This window comes from Jiangella endophytica (assembly GCF_003427025.1).
GTDB lineage: Bacteria > Actinomycetota > Actinomycetes > Jiangellales > Jiangellaceae > Jiangella > Jiangella endophytica.
Genome location: NZ_QVAI01000002.1, coordinates 165,082 through 187,056, shown reverse-complemented (window position 1 = coordinate 187,056; position 21,975 = coordinate 165,082). Strand labels below are relative to the sequence as shown.

Sequence of the window (21,975 nt, the reverse complement as noted above, 5' to 3'; positions counted from 1 at the left end):
ACTGACATGATCGGGGGCCGTGACGGTGACCCGTTCGGCCCGAGCCCTCCTCGTCGACGACGCCGGGCGGCTGGTGCTGATCAAGCGCACGAAGCCGGGCCGCCCGCCCTACTGGACGACGCCCGGCGGCCGGGTCGAGCCCTGTGACGCGTCGATCGAGGCCGCCCTGCACCGGGAGCTCATGGAGGAGCTCGGCGCGACCGCCGCCCTCCTCGGCCAGGTCCACGTCGTCCCGCCGACCCCCGCTCACCCCACCCGTCAACATGTCTTCCTCGCCCGGCTGCTGACCGTGGACCCGGCCCTGCGCTGCGGCCCCGAACTCACCGACGGCCACACCCCCGAGCGCGTCCCGCTCGACCTCCTCCACACCGTCGATCTCCGCCCGCCCGAGCTGGTTGCGGTGGCACGGGCGGCGGGGCCCCGGGCGGCCGGATAAACCGATGGAGATCGGCCGGTGGCCGCCCGTATCGTCGAGGCATGGGAAACGGTCACGCAACGACCAGCGCCTTCACGGTGGAGCGCGCATCAGGAGGTGTCGCGCTTCGACGCCGGGGGAGGTGACGGTGACGGACGCCGAGGAGGAGCCTGCGCACGCGCATGACGTGACGCGGCGGATGCCGGCCGGCATCCGCGACACACTGTCGTGGCTGGCGCACATGCTCGACACCACGCTGCCCCTTCGCGCGGCCGAGGACCACGACGAGTTCGCCCGGCGGCAGCTGGCCGGCGACACCGTCGGGGTCGTCGCGGTGCGGGAGCGGCTCGGGCCGTTCACGGCGCCGCTGGTCGCCCGCGTGCTGGCCGAGGACATGCACGCGCACCAGCCGTCCGACCTCGCCGGGCTGGAGAGCGACGAGAGCCCGCGCTGGGACCGCCTGCAGCTCGACGACACCGTCGAGACCGTGCCGACGTCGCTCGTCGCGGCGTTCGAGCCGGGCACCCTGAGCGCCGCGCCGCTGGTCGTCGCCATCGACGCGCGGTGGTCCGACAAGGAGCTCATCGTGCACGCCCGCACGGCCGACGTCGAGGCGGCGGAGCGGTACCTGCAGGACGTCGTCGCACGGGCGCGCGGGCCGCGGAACTACTTCAAGGGCCGCTGCTTGCACATTCGCGCCACCCGCAGCTCGTTCGAGGTCGTGCCCGTCCCGCGGCCGGACGATTCGCGCGACGGCGTCATCGTGCCGGCGTCGGTCTGGGCCGACATCGACCTCAACGTCGCCGGGCTGTTCCGCCGTCGCGACCTGCTGGCACGGCTCGGACTGGGCACCAACCGCGGGTTGCTGCTGCACGGCCCGCCGGGCACCGGCAAGTCGGCGCTGTGCCGGGTGCTCGCCGCCGAGCTGGCCGGCGACATCACGGTGGTGTTCTGCGACGCGCGCAGTGTCGCCGACGCTGTCGAGGCGGTGTACGAGGAGCTGACGAGGCTCGCACCGGCGCTGGTCGTCCTCGAGGACCTCGACCTCGTCATCGGCCGCCGGCGGCAGGGCAACGATCTCGGGCTGCACGGGTTCCTCGCCGCGCTCGACGGCGCGATGAGCCGGCACCAGGGCGTCGTCACGGTCGCCACCACGAACGACCCGCGAGTGCTCGACGATGCCGCCGTGCGGGCCGCGCGGTTCGACCGCACGGTCGAGGTGCCGCTGCCCGACACCGCGCAACGGCGGGCCATCCTGCGCCGCTACCTGGGACCGCTGGCCGCCGCCGTCGAGGTCGCGGCCATCGCCGACGCCACCGACGGCGCGTCCGGCGCCGACCTGCGCGAGCTGGTGCGCTGCTCGGTCCTGGCCGACGGCGACGCGGTCACGACGGCGACGCTCCAACGCTTCACCGGCGACGGCGGCTGGGCCCCCACGACGGGCGCCGGCCTGTACGTCTGACGTCGGCTGGGTCGTCGGCGGGACTCGCGCGCAGACTTTGGCGGGCTGCTGGGGCGCCGCCCGAACCCGCCCGCCAGACCCCGACCCACGGCTACAATATCCACCGGACGTGAAGGCCCCGCCGCAACGATGCGGCTGGACTCCGGCCGACCTGCCCGCACCCCCAAAGACCGAGCAGGTCGACCGGAGCGAGAGGACGGTACGACGGACCCCGGACAGAACGAGCGCCACAGCCCCGCGTGACCGGGCCAGGGAGGCTGCCCCAGTGCAGGACCGGCGTTGACGGCGCGCCCGCAGGTCGGCATCTGGTCGATCGGTCCCTCGGTGTACCTTCCGTCGCTCCTGTTCGGCATCGGCCAGGGGGCGATCGCGCCGGTCATCCCGCTGTCGGCGCGGGAGCTGGGCGGTTCGGTCGCGACGGCCGGCCTGGTGGTCGCGCTGCTGGGCGTCGGCAAGATCGTCGGCGATCTGCCGGCCGGCATGCTGGCGGTCCGGCTGGGGGAGCGGCGCGCGATGCTCTTCGCGCTCGGCCTCGTCCTGACCGCGCTCACCGCCTGCCTGCTGGCGCCGTCGGTCCAGCTGCTGGCGGCGGCGGTGGTGCTGATCGGCATCTCGTCGTCGGTGTTCGGGCTGGCCAGGCATGCGTACGTCACCGAGGCGATCCCGTTCCACCTACGCGGCCGGGCGCTGTCGACCCTCGGCGGGATGCAACGCATCGGCCTGTTCGTGGGCCCGTTCCTCGGCGCGGCGGTGATGCGCTGGCTGGGCATCGCCGGCGGCTACTGGGTCCACGTCGTGGTCGCGGTCGCCGCCGCCGTGGTGCTGCTCGTGGTCCGCGAACCACCGGCCGCCGGCGGCGCGAGTGAGCGGGCCGCGGTCCGGTCGGCGGCGAAGCCGGACAGCACGGCCCGCATCATCCGCCGTCACCTGCCGGTCCTGCGCACCCTGGGCGTCGGCGCGCTGCTGGTCGGGGCGGCCCGGGCGTCGCGGCAGGTGGCGATCCCGCTGTGGGGTGAGCACATCGGCCTGGACCCGGCGACGGTGAGTCTGCTGTTCGGTGTCTCGGGCGCGATGGAGATGCTGATCTTCTACCCGGCCGGCTACGCGATGGACCGCCTCGGCCGGCGGTGGATCGTCGTCCCGTCGATGGTGCTGCTCGGCCTCTCGCTCGTGCTGCTGCCGCTGACCAGCGGCATCGGCACCTACACGGCGGTCGCGCTGCTCATGGGGTTCGGCAACGGCCTGGGCAGCGGCATCATCATGACGATCGGCTCGGACGTGTCGCCGGACGTCAGCCGCGCGACGTTCCTGGGGGCGTGGCGGTTGTTCGCCGATGTCGGGAACGGAGTCGGGCCGGTTCTCGTCAGTGTCGTGACGGCAGCCGCCACGCTGGGCGCCGCGATCGCCACGGCCGGCGCCGTCGCGTTCGTCGCGGCGGCGCTGATGGCCCGCTGGGTGCCGCGGAACGGCGCCACGCCATGACCGAGGGCCCCGGCGGCGTGACCAACCGGTTGCTGCTCACGCTGTCGCTGGGCACGGCGCTCAACCCGCTGAACTCGTCGATGATCGCGGTGGCGCTGGTCAGCCTGCATCGCGACGTCGGCGTCGGCATCGCGACCTCGACGTGGCTGGCGTCCGGGTTCTACGTCGTCGCCGCGGTGTGTCAGCCGTTGATGGGACGACTGGCCGACCAGCTCGGCGCCCGGCGGCTGTTCGTCGCCGGGCTGGTGGTCATGGGGACGGCGTCGGCGCTGGCGCCGCTCGCGCCGGATTTCGGCTGGCTGCTGGTGGTCCGGCTGATCCAGGCGGCGGCGACGTCGACGGCGTACCCGTCGGCGCTGATCCTGGTGCGGTCGGCCGCGGGCGGGGATCACGGCGGCGACGGCGCCCGGCCGCCGGCCCGCGCGCTCGCCGTCCTGTCGGTGGCCGCGTCCGGGAGCGCGGCGCTCGGCCCGGTGCTCGCGGGCCTGCTGGTCGCCGTCGCGGGATGGCAGGCGGTGTTCCTGGTCAACGTGCCGGTGACGGCGGTGGGCATCGTGCTGGCGGTGCGGGTGCTGGCCGGTGTCCCGGTCGAGCGGGGCCCGCGGATCGGGCTGCGCGACCTGGACCTGCCCGGCATCGCGCTGTTCGCCGGCACGCTGGTCGCGCTGATCTTCGGCGTGCTGTCGCTGGCGGACGAGCCGCTGTGGTGGCTGGGCGCGGTCGTCGTCGTGCTGGGTGCGCTGCTGGTGTGGCGGGAGCGGACCGTGCCCGAGCCGTTCCTCGACGTGCGGGGGCTGGTCGCGAACCGCGCGCTGGGCAGCGTTCTCGTGCAGCAGAGCGGGGTCAACCTGGTCTTCTACTGCATCTTCTTCGGCATGCCGATCTGGCTGGAGCAGGTCCGCGGCTTCGACCCCGCGACGGTAGGCCTGCTGGTGCTGCCGATGACGGTGCTCAGCATGCTGGTCACGCCGATCACGGCCCGGGCGATCGGCAGGCACGGGTCGACCGGGCCGCGGTTGCTCGGGCTCGGCCTCCTGGTGGTCGCGGCGTCGGCACTGCAACTGCTCGGCGACACGACGCCGGTCGCGCTGCTGCTCGGCATCGCCGTCCTGCTCGGCATCCCGAACGGCGTGACGGGCCTCAGCCTGCAGACGGCGCTCTACTCGGCGGCGCCGGCCGGCCGGATGGGCGCGTCCGCGGGTCTGTTCCAGACGTTCCGCTACCTCGGCGCCATCGCGGCCACCAGCGTGCTCGGCGTCATCCTCGAACAGAACCTCTCGACCGGCGGCCTGCACGATGTCGGTCTGCTCATCACCGGGGTCGCGGTCGTGCTGTTCGCCCTCGGCCTGCTCGCCGCCCGGCGCCGCTGACCGCGTCGAGCCGACCCGGCATACCGTTCCATGCCGGCCCGACCTACGCTGAGCGCGACTCGGTCCACAGCAGCGAGGAGATCGGCATGCCCTTCATCGTCGGTGCGTACGCCGCGGCACCCCGGGGCCTCGAGCCCGGCACGCAGTTCCGGACCTACGTCGACGACGTGCTGGGATTGCCGGCGGTCGACGGGCTGGAGGTGCCGTTCCAGGAGAACGGCTCGCCCTGGAACGACCCCGCCTACCTGCGGGCGACCGCTCCCACGAGCGAGCACGTGCTGACGATGATCCCGGCGACGATCATGGCGTTGGCCGGGTCGCCGGCCCAGGGGCTGGCGTCGTCGGACGACGCGGGTCGGAAGCAGGCCGTCGAGCAGCTGCGCCGCGCGTTCGAGTTCGTCACCGACGTCAACGCGGGATCGGGCGGCCGGTTCACCGCGGTGGAGCTGCACTCGGCGCCGCGGCACCCGCACACGTCCGCCGACGCGTTCCGCGCGACCCTCGACGAGGTGCTGGCCTGGGACTGGGGCGGCGTCCGGCTGCTGATCGAGCACTCCGACGCGCACAGCGACGCGCACGAGCCGGCCAAGGGGTTCCTGCCGCTGGCCGACGAGCTGGCGGTCGCGGACGAGCGTGGCATCGGGCTGTCCCTGAACTGGGGCCGCTCGGCCATCGAGACCCGCAGCGCCGACGGCCCGCGCGAGCACATCGCCGCCGCGGTCCGCGGCGGCCGGCTGGACGGGCTGGTGTTCTCCGGGGTGTCCGACGCCGACACCCTGGACGGGCCGGCGTGGGCCGACCTGCACCTGCCGATCCGCGACTGGTCCGACGCCCCTATCGCCGGCGAGGCCGCGACCAGCCTGCTCACCTCCGCCGAGGTGACCGGCTGCGTGCGCGCGGCCGGCGGCCCGGCGATCGTCGGCGTCAAGGTCGGTTCGCCCAGCACCGCCACGCCGGCGGACTGCCTGGACCTGGTGCGGTCGAACGTCGCGATCGTGGCCGCCGCTGTCGAGGCGGACCGCGGCGCTCGCGCGTGACGCCGTCAGGTGCCAGGCGGGTAGCGCACCTCCACCTCGTCCAGCTTGTGGTGCGCGTTGGCGACCAGATCGACGTCCAGGGCCATCGCGAGGTGGACGAGATAGTTGGTGACGTCGGCCAGTTCGGAGCGGATCCGCGCGGCCGCCTCCGGGTCGGCCGTCACCACCGCCACGGACTCCTCCGGCGTCAGCCACTGCAGCTCGGCCAGCAGCTCGCCGACCTCGCCGGCCAGCGCCATCGCGAGGTTCTTCGGGGTGTGGTACGGCTCCCACTGACGGTCGGCGACGAAGCGGTGCAGCCGGTCGCGCAGGCCGTCCAGGCTCGAGGTGTCGGTCACGGGGCTCATGATGCCGCCCGTTGACGTGATGATCGTGCTCGCGGTCGCCGTGTTCGCCGGCGCCGCCGTGCAGGGTGCGATCGGACTCGGCCTCGGCCTGCTGGCCGCGCCGGTGGCGGCCTTGCTGGCGCCGGAGCTGGTGCCGGGCACGCTGCTCTGGTTGTCGATGCTGCTGCCGGTGTTCACGCTGGCCCGGGAGTGGGCGCACGTCGACTGGTGGGGGCTGCGGTGGGCGTTCCTCGGCCGCGTCCCAGCGACGGTGCTGGGTGCGTGGATCGTCTCGGTCAGCTCGCCGCGCGTGCTGAGCGTGGTCGTCGGCCTGGTGATCCTGGTCGCGGTCGCGCTCACCGTGCGGACGATCCGGCTGCCGATGCGGCGCGGCGTGCTGGCGGCGGCCGGCGCGGTGTCGGGCATCTCCGGGACGGCGACCTCCATCGGCGGGCCGCCGCTGGCGCTGGTGTACCAGAGCGAGCTGGGCCCGCGGGTGCGCTCGACGCTGGCGGTGTACTTCCTGTTCGGTGCCGGATTCTCGCTGGTCGCGCTGAGCGTCGTCGGGGAGCTGGGGCTGACGGAGACGAAGGCGGCGCTCTGGCTCGCGCCGCCGATGGTGGCCGGCTTCCTGGCGGCGTCGGCGCTGCGGGCGTTCGTCGACGGCGGGCGGCTGCGGCTGGCGGTGATGGTGGTGTGCGCGGTGTCGGCCGTGACCCTGATCGTCCGTTCACTCGCCGGTTGATGTCGCGCCCCTGATTCTGTCGGTGGCATACGGCAGGCTTGGCCGCAGTGAGCAGCGAGGAGGTGCGGACATGTACGTCACCGACGGCCACCTGGTCCTGAGCCCGACCGACCTGGTCGGCCATCTGGAGTGCGCGCACCTCACCACGCTGAACCGCGAGGTCGCCGAGGGCCGCCGGCCGCGGCCGGCGGCCGCCGATCCCGGCGCCGACGTCGTGCGTCGCCGCGGCGACGAGCACGAGGCCGCCGTGCTGGCCGAGATGGCCAGGGCGCACCGGGTGGTCGAGATCCCGCGCGGCATCGGTCCGGCCGACGCCGAGGACCGCACGCTGGCGGCCATGAAGGACGGCGCCGACCGCATCTTCCAGGCCACGTTCTTCGACGGCCGGTGGCGCGGCCACGCCGACTTCCTCATCCGCAACGACGACCGCCCGTCCGGCCTCGGCGCGTGGTCCTACGACATCGCCGACACCAAGCTCGCGCGGCACGTCAAGGCGGCGGCGCTGCTGCAGATGGCCGTCTACGCGCAGCGGCTCGAGGAGCTGCAGGGCGTGCCGCCGCAGACGCTCACCGTCATCCTCGGCGACCGCCAGCAGGTCGCGGTCCCGTACGTCGACGTCGCAGCCTACGCGCGGCACGCCATGCGGCAGTACGGGCAGTGGCTGGCCCATCCGCCGCAGACCTATCCGCTGCGCGTCAGCCACTGCGCCATCTGCCCGTGGAAGGAGCCCTGCGCGCAGCAGTGGCAGCGCGACGACGACCTCGTGCTGGTGCCGCTGCTGCGGCGCGACCAGCGCGACGCGCTCCGGTCGGCCGGCATCACGACGGTCGAGCAACTGGCCGCCACGGCGCCGGGCGAGCTCGACGCCGTCGGCCGGGTCGGCGGGTCGGCCAAGCGCAAGCTGGCCGCGCAGGCCCGGCTGCAGGTCGGCGCGCGGTCGCGGGAGCTGCCGCCGTACGAGCTGGTCACGCCGGTCGAGGTGCGCCGCGGGCTGGCGCTGCTGCCCGATCCCGACGACGGCGACCTCTTCCTCGACCTCGAGGGCGACCCGTTCTTCGGCGACCACGGGCTCGAGTACCTGTGGGGCGTCTCCGACGCGCAGGACGGCTTCACGTCCTGGTGGGCGCACGACCCCCTGGCCGAGCGGCGCGCGTTCGAGCACGTCGTCGACCACCTCATGGCGGCCTGGCGGGCCCGGCCAGGCATGCACGTCTACCATTACGCGCCGTACGAGCCGAGCCGGCTCAAGGGCCTGTCGCAGCGCTACGGCACCCGCATCGACGAGGTCGACGCCCTGCTGCGGGGCGAGCGGCTGGTCGACCTCTACGCCGTGGTCAGGCAGGGGCTGCTGATCGGGACCGAGTCCTACTCCATCAAGGCGCTGGAACGGTTCTACTCGCCCGGCGGCCGGGCCGGCGCCGCCGTCAAGGACGCCGGGTCCAGCATCGTCGAGTACGAGCGCTGGCTGGCCGAGCGCGACCAGCAGATCCTCGACGACATCGAGGCCTACAACCGCGACGACTGCGTCAGCACGCGGCAGCTGCGCGACTGGCTGGAGGACCGCCGGTCCGAGGCACTGTCCGCCGGGCACCACGTCCCACGTCCCGACGACGTCGACGAGCAGGGCGACTACCTCAAGGAACGCGACCCCGACCTCGTCGCGGTCGAGGAACGGCTGCTCGACGGCGTGCCGGCCGACCCCGACGCCCGGACGCCCGACCAGCAGGCCCGGGCGCTGCTGGCGGGGCTGCTCGAGTGGCACCGGCGCGAGGCCCGCGCGGAGTGGTGGGAGTACTTCCGGCTGCGCCGGCTCTCCTCCGGCGAGCTCGTCGACGACGTGTCGCCGCTGGGCGGGCTGGCCGATCCGCGGTTGCTGCGCACCGAGCTGCGGTCCGGGGTGTGGCGCTACTCCATTCCGCCGCAGGACTGCCGCGTCCGAGTCGGCGAGCGGGTCGAGCACGCCGGGCAGGAGGGCCGGTCGAGCATCGTCGTCGGGCTCGACCTCGAGCACGGCCACGTCGACCTCAAGCGCTCGCTCGCCAACGAGCACCCGCACCCCACCGGCGTGCTGAACGTCGGCCCGATCCCGGCCGGCGTGCAGGAGAAGGCGCTGGTCCGGGTCGGCGGCTGGGTGGCCGAGCACGGTTTCGCCGGTGCCGGCCCGTTCCGCGGCGTGCGCGACCTGCTGGCCGGGCGGCCGCCGGGGCTGGCCGGCGACGCGCCGCTGCGGCTGGCGGGCGAGCCCGGCGCCGACGCGCTGCGCCGGGTGGCGCCGCTGCTCGACGGCGCGCTGCCGGTGCAGGGTCCGCCGGGCGCGGGCAAGACGTACGCCGGCTCGCACGCCGTCGTCGAGCTGCTGCGTGCGGGCCGCACGGTGGGCATCACCGCGCTCAGCCACCGGGTCATCACGCACCTGCTCGACGCCGTCATGACGGCCGCCGGCGACGACGCCGGCCGGCTCGTGCGGGCCATTCAGAAGGCCGACGACGGCAACGCCAGCCGGCATCCCGGCGTCACGGTCACGAACTCCAACGACGACGTCGAAGCGGCCGTCGCGGCCGGCACCGTCAACCTCGTGGCCGGCACCGGCTGGCTGTTCGCCCGTCCGGACATCCACGTCGACGTACTCGTGGTCGACGAGGCCGGGCAGTTCTCGCTGGCCAACACCGTCGCCGCGGGCGCCGCCGCCGGCTCCGTCGTCCTGCTCGGCGACCCCCGCCAGCTGCCGCAGCCGGCCAAGGGCAACCACCCCGACGGCGCCGGCGTGTCCGCGCTCGACCACGTGCTGGGCGAGCACGACACCGTTCCGCCCGAGCGCGGCCTGTTCCTCGACACCACGTGGCGCATGCACCCCGACGTGTGCGCTCCGGTGTCCGAGCTGTCCTACGACGCCCTGCTGGTGCCGCGGGCCGGGCTGGCCGCACAGCTGGTCGGCGGGTCCGACGCGCTGGCCGGCGCCGGGGTGCGCTGGGTCCCGGTCGAGCACGCCGGCTGCTCCGTCCGCAGCGACGCCGAGGTCGCCGTGGTGTCCGAGCTGGTCGCGTCGCTGACCGGGCGTCCGTGGACGGCCGCCGACGGTTCGTCGCGGGCACTCGGACCCGGCGACATCCTGGTGGTCGCGCCCTACAACGCGCAGGTCGGCCAGTTGCTCGGCGCGCTCGACGGCCGGGCCCGGGTCGGCACCGTCGACAAGTTCCAGGGCCAGGAGGCGCCCGTCGTCATCGTCTCCCTGACCACGTCCTCCTCCGCCGACGCTTCTCGCGGCGTCGACTTCGTCGCCAACCGCAACCGCCTCAACGTCGCCGTCTCCCGGGCTCGGTCGCTGGCCGTACTGGTCGGCAGCCCGGCGCTGCTGAGCGCACCGGTCCGCAGCCTCGACCAGGTGCAGGGCATCAACGCGCTGTGCCGCCTGGTCGAGTACGCGACCGACGGGCGCCGGCACGATGCCGCCTCCGGGCCACCAGCTGAGTGAGTCCTGGTGTCGCTGGTGTGCCCAGCGACCCCGGGACGGCCGCGGACACGTCGCCCCCGAGCGCGATCACCGACAATCGGACTCACTCATCGAGGAGGCCCCGCACGATGGACACCGTCGTCACCGACCACCTGCTCAGCACCACGCGCGCCGTCCGGCGCAAGCTCGACCTCGACCGCGAGGTGGAGCCCGAGGTCATCACCGAGTGCCTGCGTCTCGCCGTGCAGGCGCCCACCCCGGGCGCGGCGCAGAGCTGGCGCTGGCTGGTGGTGCGCGACCAGGAGCTGCGCAACCAGCTCGGCGCGATCTTCCGTGAGGTGGGCTCCGAGTACATGCGCCGCCGCCGCGAGGCCGCCGGCCCGGCCGCCGAGCAGCAGCCGATGAAACGCATCCTCGCGTCCGGCCAGTACCTCGTCGACGTCATCGAGCGGGTGCCGGTGTTCGTCATCCCCTGCGTGCGGGGCCGGCCGCACGGCGACAACGCCGCCGACTCGGTGTTCTACGGCGGCATCTTCCCGGCGGTGTGGAGCTTCCAGCTGGCGTTGCGCTCCCGCGGCCTCGGCTCCACGCTGACGTCCTACCACCTGGTCAAGGAGGCCGAGGCGGCCCGCATCCTCGGCATCCCCGACGACGTCACGCAGGTCGGCCTGCTGCCGGTCGCCTACACGACGACGCAGGACTTCAAGCCCGGCACCCGGCAGCCGGTCGAGGAGCTCAGCTACCTCGACCGCTGGGGGTCACCGCTCGGCTGACGCGTGACGCCCGCACGAACCTCCTCGGCCCGCTCACGAGGCCGGCAGCTCCTGGCCGGTCGTGCGGGTGATGTGGCCGGGCACGTCGCCGTCGTGGTCACCGGTGTTCACCGTGCCCGTCGGCTCGAACAGCAGGATCGACGCGCCGCTGGACGACGGGCGGTGGGGCATGCCGCGCGGGACGACGAAGACGTCGCCGCGGCGCAGCACGACAGCCGTCTCCGGCTCGTCGGCGGCCGGGCGCAGCGCGATGGTCAGCTCGCCGTCCAGAACCAGGAAGAACTCGTCGGTGTCGTCATGCGAGTGCCAGACGAAGTCGCCGGCCACCTTGGCCACCCGGACGTCGTAGTCGTTGACGCGCGTGACGATGCGCGGGTTCCACAGGTCGTCGAACGAGGCGAGGGCGGCGTCGAGGCCGATGGGCGAGGAGGTCATGCCGCCAGGATCCACCGGCGGCGACGTCGCCGCGAGTAGTAGAAATGGCATATGTCGCAAGGATCCTCGCACCGCGTCGCCCTGCTGGTCGGGCCGGGCGCGAACCCGCTGGAGATGGCCATCGGGATGGAGCTGTTCGGCATCGCCCGGCCGGAGCTGGACGTCGACTGGTACGACTTCGTGGTCTGCTCGGCCGGCGACGAGCTGGAGGTCCGCGAGAGCCTGTTCACCATGCGCTGCCCCGGCACGCTGGACGACGTCGCGGCGGCCGACACCGTGATCGCACCGAACCGGCCCGACCCGGAGCACGGCTTCGGCGACCAGGTCCTCGACGCGCTCCGGGCGGCCGCTTCGCGCGGCGCCCGGATGGTGAGCTTCTGCACCGGCGCGTTCACGCTGGCCGAGGCCGGCGTGCTGGACGGGCACACCGTCACCACGCACTGGCGCTGGGCCGACCGGTTCAGCCGCCGCTACCCGGCCGTCGACCTGCGGCCGAACGTGCTGTTCGTCGACGACGGACAGGTGCTGACGGCGGCCGGCAGCGCGGCGGCCATGGACCTGGGCCTGCACATCATCCGGTCCGACCACGGTGCCGCGGTCGCCAGCGCGGTCAGCCGCCGGCTGGTGTTCCCGACGCACCGTGACGGCGGCCAGCAGCAGTTCATCGAGCGGCCGGTGCCGCGGCCCGGCGCGGCGACGCTCGCCGGTGCGATGGCCTGGGCGTCGGCGCATCTGGACCACTCGCTCACCGTCGCCGAGCTGGCCGGTCGCGCCGCGATGAGCCCGAGCACGTTCCACCGCCGCTTCCTCGCCGAGACCGGCACCACGCCGCTGCGCTGGCTGCACCACGAGCGCATCGACCTCGCCCGCTCACTGCTGGAGACGACCGCGCTGGACGTCGCCGAGATCGCGGGGGCGACCGGCTTCGGCACGGCTGCCAACCTGCGGCAACACTTCCGCCGGCACACCGGCCTCGCCCCGATGGCGTATCGCGCGGCGCGCGCTGTCCCGTAGCTGTCACTGGCAGCAACCGGACACACGATCGTCACATCACGATCTTTACACCCGCCGTGACTGGTCTATACCGTTACGCACCACAATGTCTGACTTCGTGGTGAAGGGTGGTCACCATGGTTGTGGCGACGCTGTTCTCGCGGTCGCTCGCCGTGCTTCTGGCGCCGCTGCTGGCCGTGGGGGTGCTGCCGCCGACGGCGACGGCGTCCGGCTCTCTCCCGGCCCGGCCCGCGGTCACGAAGGCCGCGGCCGGGGCTGACGGCATAGCGGCCGAGCTCACAGCGGGGCTCCCGGTCGACCCGGCGAGCTTCGGAGCCGCGACGAGCGCCGTGCCGGACGCGGACACCGCGGCACCCACGGGCGTCGAGGACGCCGTCCGCACCGCAGCGGCGGACGGGGGCACCGTCCCCGTGATCATCCGGCTGCGCGACCAGGCCGACATCGCCGCCGTGGCGGACCGCGCCGACGCCGCCGCGACGGCGGCCGCCACCGAAGCGCGCGCGAGCCTGCGGTCCAGCGGGCCCGAGGCGGAGCGAGCGGTCGCCGAGCGGGCCCGGGCCGCCCGCGCCGAGACCGTCGTCACCGAACTGCGCGACACCGCCGACGCCACCCAGCCGGCCGTCCTCGACCTGCTCGCGGAGCGCGGGGCCACCGCCGTCACCCCGTACTGGATCTTCAACGGCATCGCCGCCACGATCGACGCCGCGACGCTGGCCGCCCTCGACGGCCACCCGGACGTCCAGAGCGTCGGGCTGGACGAGGAGATCACCCTCGAGGAGCCGATCGAGCCCGCGCCCGGCGAGGCGCTGCTGCCGAGCTGGAGCCTGGAGAAGATCCACGCGCCGGACGTCTGGGGCGAGTACGGCGTCCGCGGCGAGGGCGTCGTCGTCGGCATCATGGACGGCGGCGCCGACGGCGGGCACCCGGCGCTGGCGCCGTCGTGGCGCGGCACCTCCGGCGACCCGGCGACCAGCTGGTACGTCCCGACCGGCGAGAACTACCCGACGCCCGGCGACGGCAGCGGCCACGGCACGCACGTCACCGGCAGCATCGTCGGCTCCGCGCCCGGCGAGCTGACCGGCGTCGCGCCCGGCGCCACCTGGATCGCGGCGAAGATCTTCCGCGACTCCGGCAGCACGACCGAGTCGATCATCCACGACGGCTTTCAGTGGATGCTCGCGCCCGGCGGCGATCCGGCCGCCGCACCCGACGTCGTGAACAACTCGTGGGGCTCCGACGCCGGCGGCGCGACGACGTTCTGGGACGACGTGGCCGCATGGGAGGCGGCCGGCATCGTGCCGATCTTCGCCAACGGCAACAACGGCCCGGCGCCGGGCACGGTCGGCTCGCCGGCCAGCTTCCCGAACGCCATCGGCATCGGCGCGACCGACGTCAACGACCTCGTCGCGAGCTTCTCCAGCCGGGGCCCGTCGATCTGGGACGGCGAGCGGTACCGGAAGCCGCAGTTCAGCGCGCCCGGCCACCAGATCCGCTCCACCTGGCCGCGGGATCTCCCTGACGGCGAGGACGGCTACCACACCATCTCCGGCACGTCGATGGCCGCGCCGCACGCCACCGGTGTCGTCGCGCTGATGATGTCGGCGAACCCGGACCTCACCATCGACGACGTCCGCGGCCTGCTCGAGGACACCGCGCGCACCGAGGCGCACATGGGCGAGGTCCCGAACGACACCTACGGCGCCGGCATCGTCGACGCGTTCGCCGCCGTCACGCGCGCGGCCTACTCGGGCACCGTCGGCGGCACGGTCACCGACGCCGGCGGCGACCCGCTCGGCGGCGTCACGGTCACCGCCGGGGAGGACGCGGCCACGACCGCCGCCGACGGCACATACTCGCTGCCCGCGGCGGCCGGCGACCACGACGTGACGGCGGCCGCCTACGGCTACGTGACGGCGACCGCGGCCGTCGCCGTCACGATCGGCGAGACGACCACCCTGGACCTCGTGCTCGACGCCGCCGCGACGCACGACGTCACCGGCACCGTCACCGGCGGCGACGGCCCGGTCGCGCACGCCCGGGTGACGCTCGACGGCACCCCGCTCGACCCCGCCACCACCGGTGCCGACGGCGGCTTCGCGTTCGACGGGGTCGCGGCCGGCACGTACACCGTCCGGGTCACCGCGGCCGGCCACCAGCCGCGCACCCAGGAGTGGACGCTCGACGCCGACGAGCACCTCGACATCGCGCTCGACGCGCTCGATCAGCCCACCGACCCGGGCTGGACGCAGTACCAGAACAACGCGACCCGCAGCGGTATGAGCGGCGACGCGCTCGCCGCGGCGACGCTGCGCCCGGCTTGGACGCAGCGCGCCGGCAGCGCGGTGACGTTCGCCTCGCCGGTGATCGCCGGCGGACGGGTGTTCCTCGGCTCCGACGGCGGCCGGCTGGCCGCCTACGACGCGGGCGGCGGCGAGCGGTTGTGGTCGTACCAGACCGGCGACGCGCTGCGCGGCACCCCGGCCGTGGCCGGCGACCTGGTGGTCACCGGCGGCGGGCTGGACGGCGGACTGGTCGCGCTCGACACGGCGACCGGGCAGCCGCGGTGGTCCGTCCCCACGCCGGGCCGGCTCACCGTCTACACCGCGCCGAGCGTCGTCGACGGCGTCGTCTATGCGGCCACCGGACCGACCCAGACCCGCGACGACACCGTGTTCGCGCTGGACGCGGCGACGGGGGAGCAGCTCTGGGCCACCGACGTCGGCACGTCGGTGTTCGCCGGACCCGCGGTCGGCGAGGGCCTGGCGATCGTCGGGAACGCCGACGACGGCGAGCTGATCGCGCTCGACGCGGCCACCGGCGCGGTCCGCTGGACGCTGACGCGCGACCGCGACTACTTCATCGGCGGTGCGAGCATCGTCGACGGCACCGTGTTCGTCCCGACGACGGACGGCGACGGCGGCGGCAGCCTGCTCGCCGTCGACGCGGCCACCGGCACGCTGCGCTGGGAGGCCGCGACGCACGGCGACGGCCAGGGCAGCACGCCGGCCGTCTACGGCGACCTGGTGATCGCCGGGTCGCACGGCCTCGGGCTGGTCGTCGCGTACGACCGCGAGACCGGCGAGCGGGTCTGGCAGTACGCCGTGTCCGGCGCGGTCAGCGCGTCGATCATGGTCACCGACGACGGCTTCGTGGTCGGCGGCTCGCAACTGGACTTCCGGCTCTGGGCGCTCGACGCGGTCACCGGCAGGCTGGTCTGGGACGCCGCGGCCGCGGGCAACGTGACGACGTCGCCTGCCTACGCCGACGGGCTGCTGGTCAGCGCCGACGTTCGCGGCAACGTCCACGCGTTCCGCCCGACCGGGACCATCCGCGGCACCGTCACCGGGCCGGACGGCCCGATTGCCGCGACCGTCCGCGTCGAGGAGTCAGGCACCGAGCTCACGGCCGACCCGGACACCGGGGCCTTCGAGTTCACCGAGCCGCCCGGCAGCTACACCGTCACCGTCGCGCACTACGGGCTCAGCACGCACACCGAGACGGTCGAGCTGGCCGCCGGCGCCACCGTCACGATCGACGCCGAGCTCACCGCCGTCGAGACCGGCGCCGTCGCCGGAACCGTCCGCGACGCCGCGGGCGACCCGCTGGCCGGCGTCACCGTCACGCTCGGTGGCACCCCGCTCGACCCCACGACCACCGGCGACGACGGCGGCTTCGGGTTCGACGGCGTCGCCGCCGGCGCGTACACCGTCACGGCGGAGCTGCCCGGCTACGCGCCGCTGCATCAGCGGATCACCGTCACCGCGGGTCAGACCGCGACCGCGGACCTCACCCTCACCCGCTACGAGGTGGCCGTCGTCGGGGACGACCGCGGGCGCATCCTCGCGGTCCTCGAGGACCTCGGCTACGCCGCGCAGGCCACCGACTACGCCGACGTCACGGCGCGGCCGGGCGACTTCGAGGTGGTCGTGGCCAACGGCGCCGACGGCAGCGAGCCCGGCCAGGAGGGATTCGACGCGTTCCTCGCCGCCACGGACGCGGCCGGCACCAGCGTCGTCTGGCTGGACCAGTGGTCGCTGGGCTGGGGCGCGATCAACCACCTCGTCGACTACACCGGTGACCCGCAGGCCGCACCGGGCGACCTCAGCGGCGCCGGCCGGGTGTCGCTGCTGCCGACGGCGCAGCATCCGCTCACCGCCGGGCTGGCGCCGGGTGAGCGAACGGAGCTCCTGGCCGCGGGCTCCGCGTGGTCGGCGTTCACGGGCTACTCCGGTGTGACGGTCGCGGAGCTGCACACCGACGAGACCGGCGCTGCCGGCGGTGCGATCGGCTACGCACCGCGCGGCGTCGGCGGTGCGCACGTGCTGCTCGGCTCGCTGGCGGCGGCGGCGAGCTGGGGCGTCCCGGACGAGGACTGGCTGCCGCCTGCGTTCACCGTGCTCGGCAACGCGGTCCGTTACGCGGCCGACGCGGAGTTCGGCGCGGTCACCGGCACCGTCACCGACGAGGCCGGCGCGGCGCTGCCAGGCGTCACCGTCACGGCGGCCGGGCAGAGCGCCACGACCGGCGCCGACGGCGGCTACCGGCTGCTGCTCGAACCCGGCGACCACGCGGTCCGGTTCGCCCGGCCCGGCAGCACACCGGTCGAGCGGCCGGTCACGGTCGCCGGCGGCGGAACGATCACCGTCGACGCGACGCTGGCCGGCTCCGGCCTCGGCGCGATCCGCGGCACCGTCACCAGTGGCCGCGACGGCAGCCCGGTCGCCGGCGGGCAGGTCACCGTCACCGGCACCGCGCTGACCGTCACCACCGATGCGGCCGGGACGTACACGCTGGCCGACGTGCCGGGCGGCACGTACGAGCTGCGGGTCTCGGCCCCAGGGCACTTCACCGCGAGCGCCGCCGTCGACGTCGTGGCCGGTCAGGAGAGCGTCGCGGACGTCGAGCTGGCAGCGTCGCCGCGGGTCGGCGTCATCGGCGACTACGCGAGTGACGGCATCGTCGCGCTGCTCACCGCCGCGGAGATCGCCGCCGAGCCGATCGCGTTCACCGACGTCGCGCGCGTCGGCGAGTTCGACGTGGTCGTGTTCAACGACCCGCCGGACCCGGGCGAGGCGACCTTCCGCGCCTTCCTCGACGCGATGGACGCCGCGCAGGTCAGCGGCATCTTCCCGGACGACCGGTTCAGCACCGACGGTGGCGTCCGCTTGCTGCGCAAGTACCTCGGCGACCCGGCCGGGACCACGCCGATCACCGGCGAGGGCCTGGTCGCGTTCGCGCCGACGCGGCCGGACCACCCGCTGTTCGCCGGGCTGCCCGACCAGCCGGAGATCCTGCGCGCCGACCGGTACACCGCCGGCATCGTCGACTACTCCGGCACCCCGCTGGCGCACACGATCACCGAGGAGGGTGGCGACCGCGGCGTCGGCGCCGCCTTCACCGCGCGCACACCGGGCAGCGTCCACCTGCTGCTGTCCGGGCTGGCCGCGACCGTGCTGCAGCACCCGGCCGACGACTGGACCGACGACGGCCGCGCGCTCTACCTCAACGCGGTCCGCTGGGCCGCCGCGCCCGGGCTGGGCAGCGTCGAGGGCACCGTCACCGGCGCGGGCGGCGTCCGGGTGCCGGCCACGATCGAGGTCACGCAGTCCGGCCGCACGGTCGCCGCGGACGCCGCCGGTACGTACGTCGTCCCGCTGGAGGCCGGCGACTACACGCTGCGGATCACCGCGTTCGGCTACAAGACCGCGGAGCACGCCGTCACCGTCACGCGCAACGGCGTCACCGCCCTCGACGTCGAGCTGACCCCGGCCGACACCGGGACGATCAGCGGCCGGATCACCGGCGAGGCCGGCGTCACCGGGCCGTCCGCGCTGGGCGACCCCGTCACCGGCGCCACGGTGACGCTGCTCGGCACCCCGCTGACGACCACGACCGCGGACGACGGCACGTACACGCTGACGCTGGTCGAGCCTGGCGACTACGAACTGGAGGTGGTCGCCGACGGGCATGTCCGCACCCGCGTGCCGGTGACCGTCACGATCGGCGGGCAGACCGGCGCCGACGCCGAGCTGCGGTCGTCGCCGTCGGTCGGCGTGCTGGACGACTACCAGGGCAGGCTGACCGCGTACCTCGCGTACTGGGGCTACGAGCCGCACGCCCTGACCTGGTCCGACACCGCCGCTGTCGGCGACCTCGACCTCGTCGTCGGGAACTTCGGCTCGGCGTCCGGGTCCGACCCCGGCTCGGCCGGCTGGGCCGCGTTCGACGACGCGCTCAACCGGGCGAGCGTGCCGGCGATCTGGCTGGACCAGTTCGGCCGCGGCGCGTTCCGGTACCTGTCCGACTACGGCGGCGACCCGGGGGTCACCGGTGAGGGCCGCGACGACGGCGCCGTCACGGCGTCCGCCGCGCTGCCCGAGCACCCGCTGCTGGCCGGGCTGCCGGCGACGTTCCCGCTGGCCGAGGCCGATGCCGAGTATTCGTGGTTCGACGAGTTCAGCGGCACGACGGTCGCGACGGTCGCCGCCGCGGACGGGTCCGGTGGCGGCCTCGCCGGAGTGCGGCACCGGGGGGCTCGGGCCGTCGACGTGCTGCTCGGCTCGCTCTCCGTGAGCACCTACGGCTACCCGGCCTACGGCTCGCAGGCCGGGCTGAGCTGGTCGCCGGAGGCGGAGCGCCTGCTGCGCAACGCGCTCGGCTACGCGCTGGACGGCGAGCGGCTCGGCGCGGAGGTGCGTGGCGCACTCACCGGCACCGGTGGCGCGGCGCTGACCGGAACCGTCTCGGTGGCGGAGACCGGTGAGACGGTCCCGGCACGGGCCGGCGACGGCAGCTTCGTCGTCCCGCTGGCGCCGGGCACGTGGACGCTGCGCGCGGAGAGCTTCGGGCACGTCACGGCGGAGGTCGCGGTGACGGTGACCGCCGGACAGGTGCTGACCCGGCCGATCCAGCTGGCCACTCGGCCGATGGGCACCGTCGCCGGCACGGTCACCGGCCCGGACGGCGCGGCGGTCGGCGGCGCGCGGATCGAGCTGCTCGGCACCCCGCTGACCACCACGACCGCCGCCGACGGCACGTTCAGCGTGCCCGGCGTGCCGGCCGACGGGTGGACGCTGCGGGTCACGGCGGCCGGGTTCCAGGCGGCCGAGCGGCCGGTCGCGGTGCCGGACGGCGCGACGGCGCAGGTGGACGTCCGGCTGCGGGCGTCGCTGCCGATCGCGGTCGTGAAGGACCTGTCGTCGTCGATCACCGGGCTGCTGCAGCGTGAGGGGTACGCCGTCGAGCAGGTCAGCGGCGCGCAGCTCGGCGGGCTGGCCGCTCGGGCCGGCGACTTCCGGCTGATCGTCTTCAACGGCACGGTCCTCAGCTCCGAGCGCGCGGCGTTCGGCGAGGTCGTCGCGGCCGCGGAGGCGGCGGGTGTGTCCGTCGTCTACGCCGGGCAGTGGGGCGGGTACGCGGTCGGTGCGCTGTCCGGCCTGCGCGGCGACCCTGCGGACGTCGAGTACGACTTCGTGCCGGAGGCGGTCGAGTACGTGCCGTCGGCCGCGCACCCGATCTTCGCCGGGTACCCGGCCGGTGAGCCGATCCCGCTGCTGCTCAACCCCGGCGGCAACCAGCAGTACCTCACCTACTCCGGCTACAGCGGGACGACGGTCGCCTCGCTGCGGGCGGCCGACGGCACCGCGCTGGGCGACGCGGTCGGCTACCGGTTCACGTCGGGATCCAGCGTCGAGATCCTGCTCGGCGGGCTCGCGGCCAGCTCGTACGGCCGGCCGGGCGACCGGTGGACCGAGGCCGCGGCGGACATCTACCTCAACGCCGTCGCGTGGGCGACCGAGGCGCGGCAGGCCCAGGTGGTGGGCACCGTGACGGCAGGCGGCGAACCGGTCGGCGGCGCGACGGTGACGGCGGTCGAGGCCGCCGTGTCGACGACGACCGAGACGGACGGCTCGTACGTGCTCGGCCTGGCGGCCGGAACGCACACCGTCCGCGTCGAGGCGTTCGGGTACGCGCCGTCGACGCACACCGTCGAGGTCCCGGCATCCGGCACCGTCACGCTCGACGCCGACCTGACGCCACTGCCGCGGGGGAGCGTCGCCGGTACCGTCACGGCCGACGGCGACCCGGTCGGCGGCGCCGTCCTCACCGGGACCGGGCCGGACGGCTGGACCGCCATCACCGACGAGTCCGGCGCGTACGTGGCCGACGGCCTGCTGGAGGGCACGTACGAGGTGACGGTGACCGCGGACGGCCACCTGCCGGGGACCGCGTCCGTCACCGTGACCGCGGGAGCCACCGCCACACTGGACGTGACGCTGGAGCCGCTGGATGTCGGCGTGCTCGGCGACGTGGGCGGTGCGGTGACCACGTTCCTGCGCGACGCGGGCGTCGCGGCCGCGCCGCTGGACTGGACCGTCGCGGCCGGGAGCCTCGACGCCTACGAGGTGGTCGTGGTCAACGGCGGCGAGCCGGACCGCGCGACCTTCGAAGGTGTGCTGACCGCGGCCGACGCCGCCGAGACCAGCCTCGTCCTCACCGGTACCTGGGGGGTGGACCAGGGCGGCGTCCGGCTGCTGGAGGCGTACACCGATCGGGTCGTCGTCGGGGACCAGGGCTACGGCGACGGGCCGGTGACGATCACCGGCTTCGACCCGGCCCACGACCTGTTCGCCGGCCTCGCCGACCCGGCCACACTGATCACCGACGGGGGGTACTACAGCGCCCTGTCGGCGTACGCCGGCCGGCCGCTGGCGTCGCTCTCGTCGCCGGTCACCGGCATCGCCGCCGGTTACGACTGGCGCACCGCCGGGAGCGTCGAGGTCGTGCTCTCGGCCAGCGCGGTCACCGGCGCCGTCGGCCCCGGCCGCGGCTGGACGGAGGACGGCGGGCGGCTGCTGCTCAACGCCGTCGACTGGGCTCGTGACGCCACGCTGACCGCTCCGTCGGTTCCCGCGCTGACCGCGCCGGCCGTCACGGTGACCAGCACCGTCGAGGCGAGCGGCACCGCGGACTGGCCGTCGACGGTGACGGTGCTGGCCGGCGGCGAGCCGGTCGCGACGGCATCGACTGCGCCGGACGGCAGCTGGCACGCGGCCGTGCCGGTGAGCGTCGGCCCGAACGAGCTGACCGCCGTCGCCGCCAACGCCGCGGGTGAGTCGGGCGCGTCCGCCCCCGTCGCCCTCGAGCGGTGGGAACCGGAGTGGACCGTCAGCGGGACCGGCCGGGTCCGCCCGGTCACGCTGGACCTCACCGGCCCGTCGGCGACCGGGGCGCCCGCCGACGCCGCCGTGCTCGTCGTCCGCGATGCGACCGGCGCGGAGGTGGCCCGGCACGACCTTCGCTGGGCCGGCGTGCGGTACCTGCACGTGCTGTCCGGCCTGGCCGGCGGCGCCTACACGCTGAGCGCCGAGTTGGACGTCGACGGCCTCGCCCTCGTCGTCGACGGCCCGGCCGTGACCATTCCCGGCACGGCCCGCGACATGGCACGGCCGCCGGGGTAGGAAT

General features: G+C 74.7%; 12 protein-coding genes. 10 read left to right on the top strand and 2 right to left on the bottom strand.

Features of this window, described 5'->3' with window-relative positions; genetic code table 11:
- Window positions 1-19: 19 nt before the first annotated feature.
- The 5 genes from DZA62_RS05185 to DZA62_RS05165 all read left to right on the top strand — a co-directional run bounded on the left by DZA62_RS05185 (window position 20) and on the right by DZA62_RS05165 (window position 5,766).
- On the top strand, window positions 20-436 hold the full coding sequence (locus DZA62_RS05185) for an NUDIX domain-containing protein (protein WP_116947733.1): 417 nt from the start codon (window positions 20-22) through the stop codon (window positions 434-436).
- Between the two features lie 127 nt (window positions 437-563).
- The gene (locus tag DZA62_RS05180; protein ID WP_157987488.1) at window positions 564-1,877 is read left to right on the top strand and encodes an AAA family ATPase; all 1,314 of its coding nucleotides are present in this window, start codon (window positions 564-566) and stop codon (window positions 1,875-1,877) included.
- A 279-nt stretch (window positions 1,878-2,156) separates the two neighbouring features.
- Complete coding sequence (locus DZA62_RS05175; RefSeq protein WP_116947731.1) at window positions 2,157-3,359, top strand: MFS transporter; 1,203 nt, start codon at window positions 2,157-2,159, stop codon at window positions 3,357-3,359.
- Window positions 3,356-4,729 (top strand): MFS transporter, encoded by a 1,374-nt coding sequence (locus DZA62_RS05170; protein WP_116947730.1) that lies wholly within the window; start codon window positions 3,356-3,358, stop codon window positions 4,727-4,729. The genes DZA62_RS05175 and DZA62_RS05170 overlap by 4 nt, the downstream gene beginning before the upstream one ends.
- Before the next feature lie 86 nt (window positions 4,730-4,815).
- On the top strand, window positions 4,816-5,766 hold the full coding sequence (locus DZA62_RS05165) for a DUF4862 family protein (RefSeq protein ID WP_116947729.1): 951 nt from the start codon (window positions 4,816-4,818) through the stop codon (window positions 5,764-5,766).
- Window positions 5,767-5,771: 5 nt separating this feature from the next.
- Here the strand turns inward: DZA62_RS05165 and DZA62_RS05160 are convergent, their stop codons facing one another.
- Entirely contained in the window at window positions 5,772-6,104 is a 333-nt protein-coding gene (locus tag DZA62_RS05160; protein ID WP_232827265.1) for a nucleotide pyrophosphohydrolase, read from the bottom strand.
- Window positions 6,105-6,132: 28 nt separating this feature from the next.
- Here DZA62_RS05160 and DZA62_RS05155 point away from each other — a divergent pair, with 28 nt between their 5' ends.
- The 3 genes from DZA62_RS05155 to DZA62_RS05145 all read left to right on the top strand — a co-directional run bounded on the left by DZA62_RS05155 (window position 6,133) and on the right by DZA62_RS05145 (window position 11,061).
- Window positions 6,133-6,837, top strand: coding sequence for a sulfite exporter TauE/SafE family protein (locus tag DZA62_RS05155; RefSeq protein ID WP_232827284.1), 705 nt, complete (start codon window positions 6,133-6,135; stop codon window positions 6,835-6,837).
- Between the two features lie 70 nt (window positions 6,838-6,907).
- The gene (locus DZA62_RS05150; protein ID WP_116947727.1) at window positions 6,908-10,309 is read left to right on the top strand and encodes a TM0106 family RecB-like putative nuclease; all 3,402 of its coding nucleotides are present in this window, start codon (window positions 6,908-6,910) and stop codon (window positions 10,307-10,309) included.
- 107 nt (window positions 10,310-10,416) lie between these two features.
- Entirely contained in the window at window positions 10,417-11,061 is a 645-nt protein-coding gene (locus DZA62_RS05145; protein WP_116947726.1) for a nitroreductase family protein, read from the top strand.
- Window positions 11,062-11,094: 33 nt separating this feature from the next.
- On the opposite strand, the gene DZA62_RS05140 is transcribed toward DZA62_RS05145, so the two are convergent.
- Window positions 11,095-11,496: a cupin domain-containing protein gene (locus tag DZA62_RS05140; protein ID WP_116947725.1), complete on the bottom strand. Its 402-nt coding sequence runs from the start codon at window positions 11,494-11,496 to the stop codon at window positions 11,095-11,097.
- 51 nt (window positions 11,497-11,547) lie between these two features.
- On the opposite strand from DZA62_RS05140, the gene DZA62_RS05135 reads away from it, so the two are divergent.
- Together DZA62_RS05135 and DZA62_RS05130 are read left to right on the top strand one after the other, a co-directional pair.
- Window positions 11,548-12,510, top strand: a complete 963-nt coding sequence (locus DZA62_RS05135; protein ID WP_116947724.1) for a GlxA family transcriptional regulator — start codon at window positions 11,548-11,550, stop codon at window positions 12,508-12,510.
- A 116-nt stretch (window positions 12,511-12,626) separates the two neighbouring features.
- The gene (locus DZA62_RS05130) at window positions 12,627-21,971 is read left to right on the top strand and encodes a carboxypeptidase regulatory-like domain-containing protein (RefSeq protein WP_157987487.1); all 9,345 of its coding nucleotides are present in this window, start codon (window positions 12,627-12,629) and stop codon (window positions 21,969-21,971) included.
- Window positions 21,972-21,975 lie beyond the last annotated feature (4 nt).

Coding starts and splice junctions, on each gene's coding strand:
- DZA62_RS05170 (WP_116947730.1), top strand. CDS start 3,356: ATGACCGAGGGCCCCGGCGGCGTGACCAACCGGTTGCTGCTCACGCTG.
- DZA62_RS05165 (WP_116947729.1), top strand. CDS start 4,816: ATGCCCTTCATCGTCGGTGCGTACGCCGCGGCACCCCGGGGCCTCGAG.
- DZA62_RS05130 (WP_157987487.1), top strand. CDS start 12,627: ATGGTTGTGGCGACGCTGTTCTCGCGGTCGCTCGCCGTGCTTCTGGCG.
- DZA62_RS05155 (WP_232827284.1), top strand. CDS start 6,133: ATGATCGTGCTCGCGGTCGCCGTGTTCGCCGGCGCCGCCGTGCAGGGT.
- DZA62_RS05135 (WP_116947724.1), top strand. CDS start 11,548: ATGTCGCAAGGATCCTCGCACCGCGTCGCCCTGCTGGTCGGGCCGGGC.
- DZA62_RS05150 (WP_116947727.1), top strand. CDS start 6,908: ATGTACGTCACCGACGGCCACCTGGTCCTGAGCCCGACCGACCTGGTC.
- DZA62_RS05140 (WP_116947725.1), bottom strand. CDS start 11,496: ATGACCTCCTCGCCCATCGGCCTCGACGCCGCCCTCGCCTCGTTCGAC.
- DZA62_RS05145 (WP_116947726.1), top strand. CDS start 10,417: ATGGACACCGTCGTCACCGACCACCTGCTCAGCACCACGCGCGCCGTC.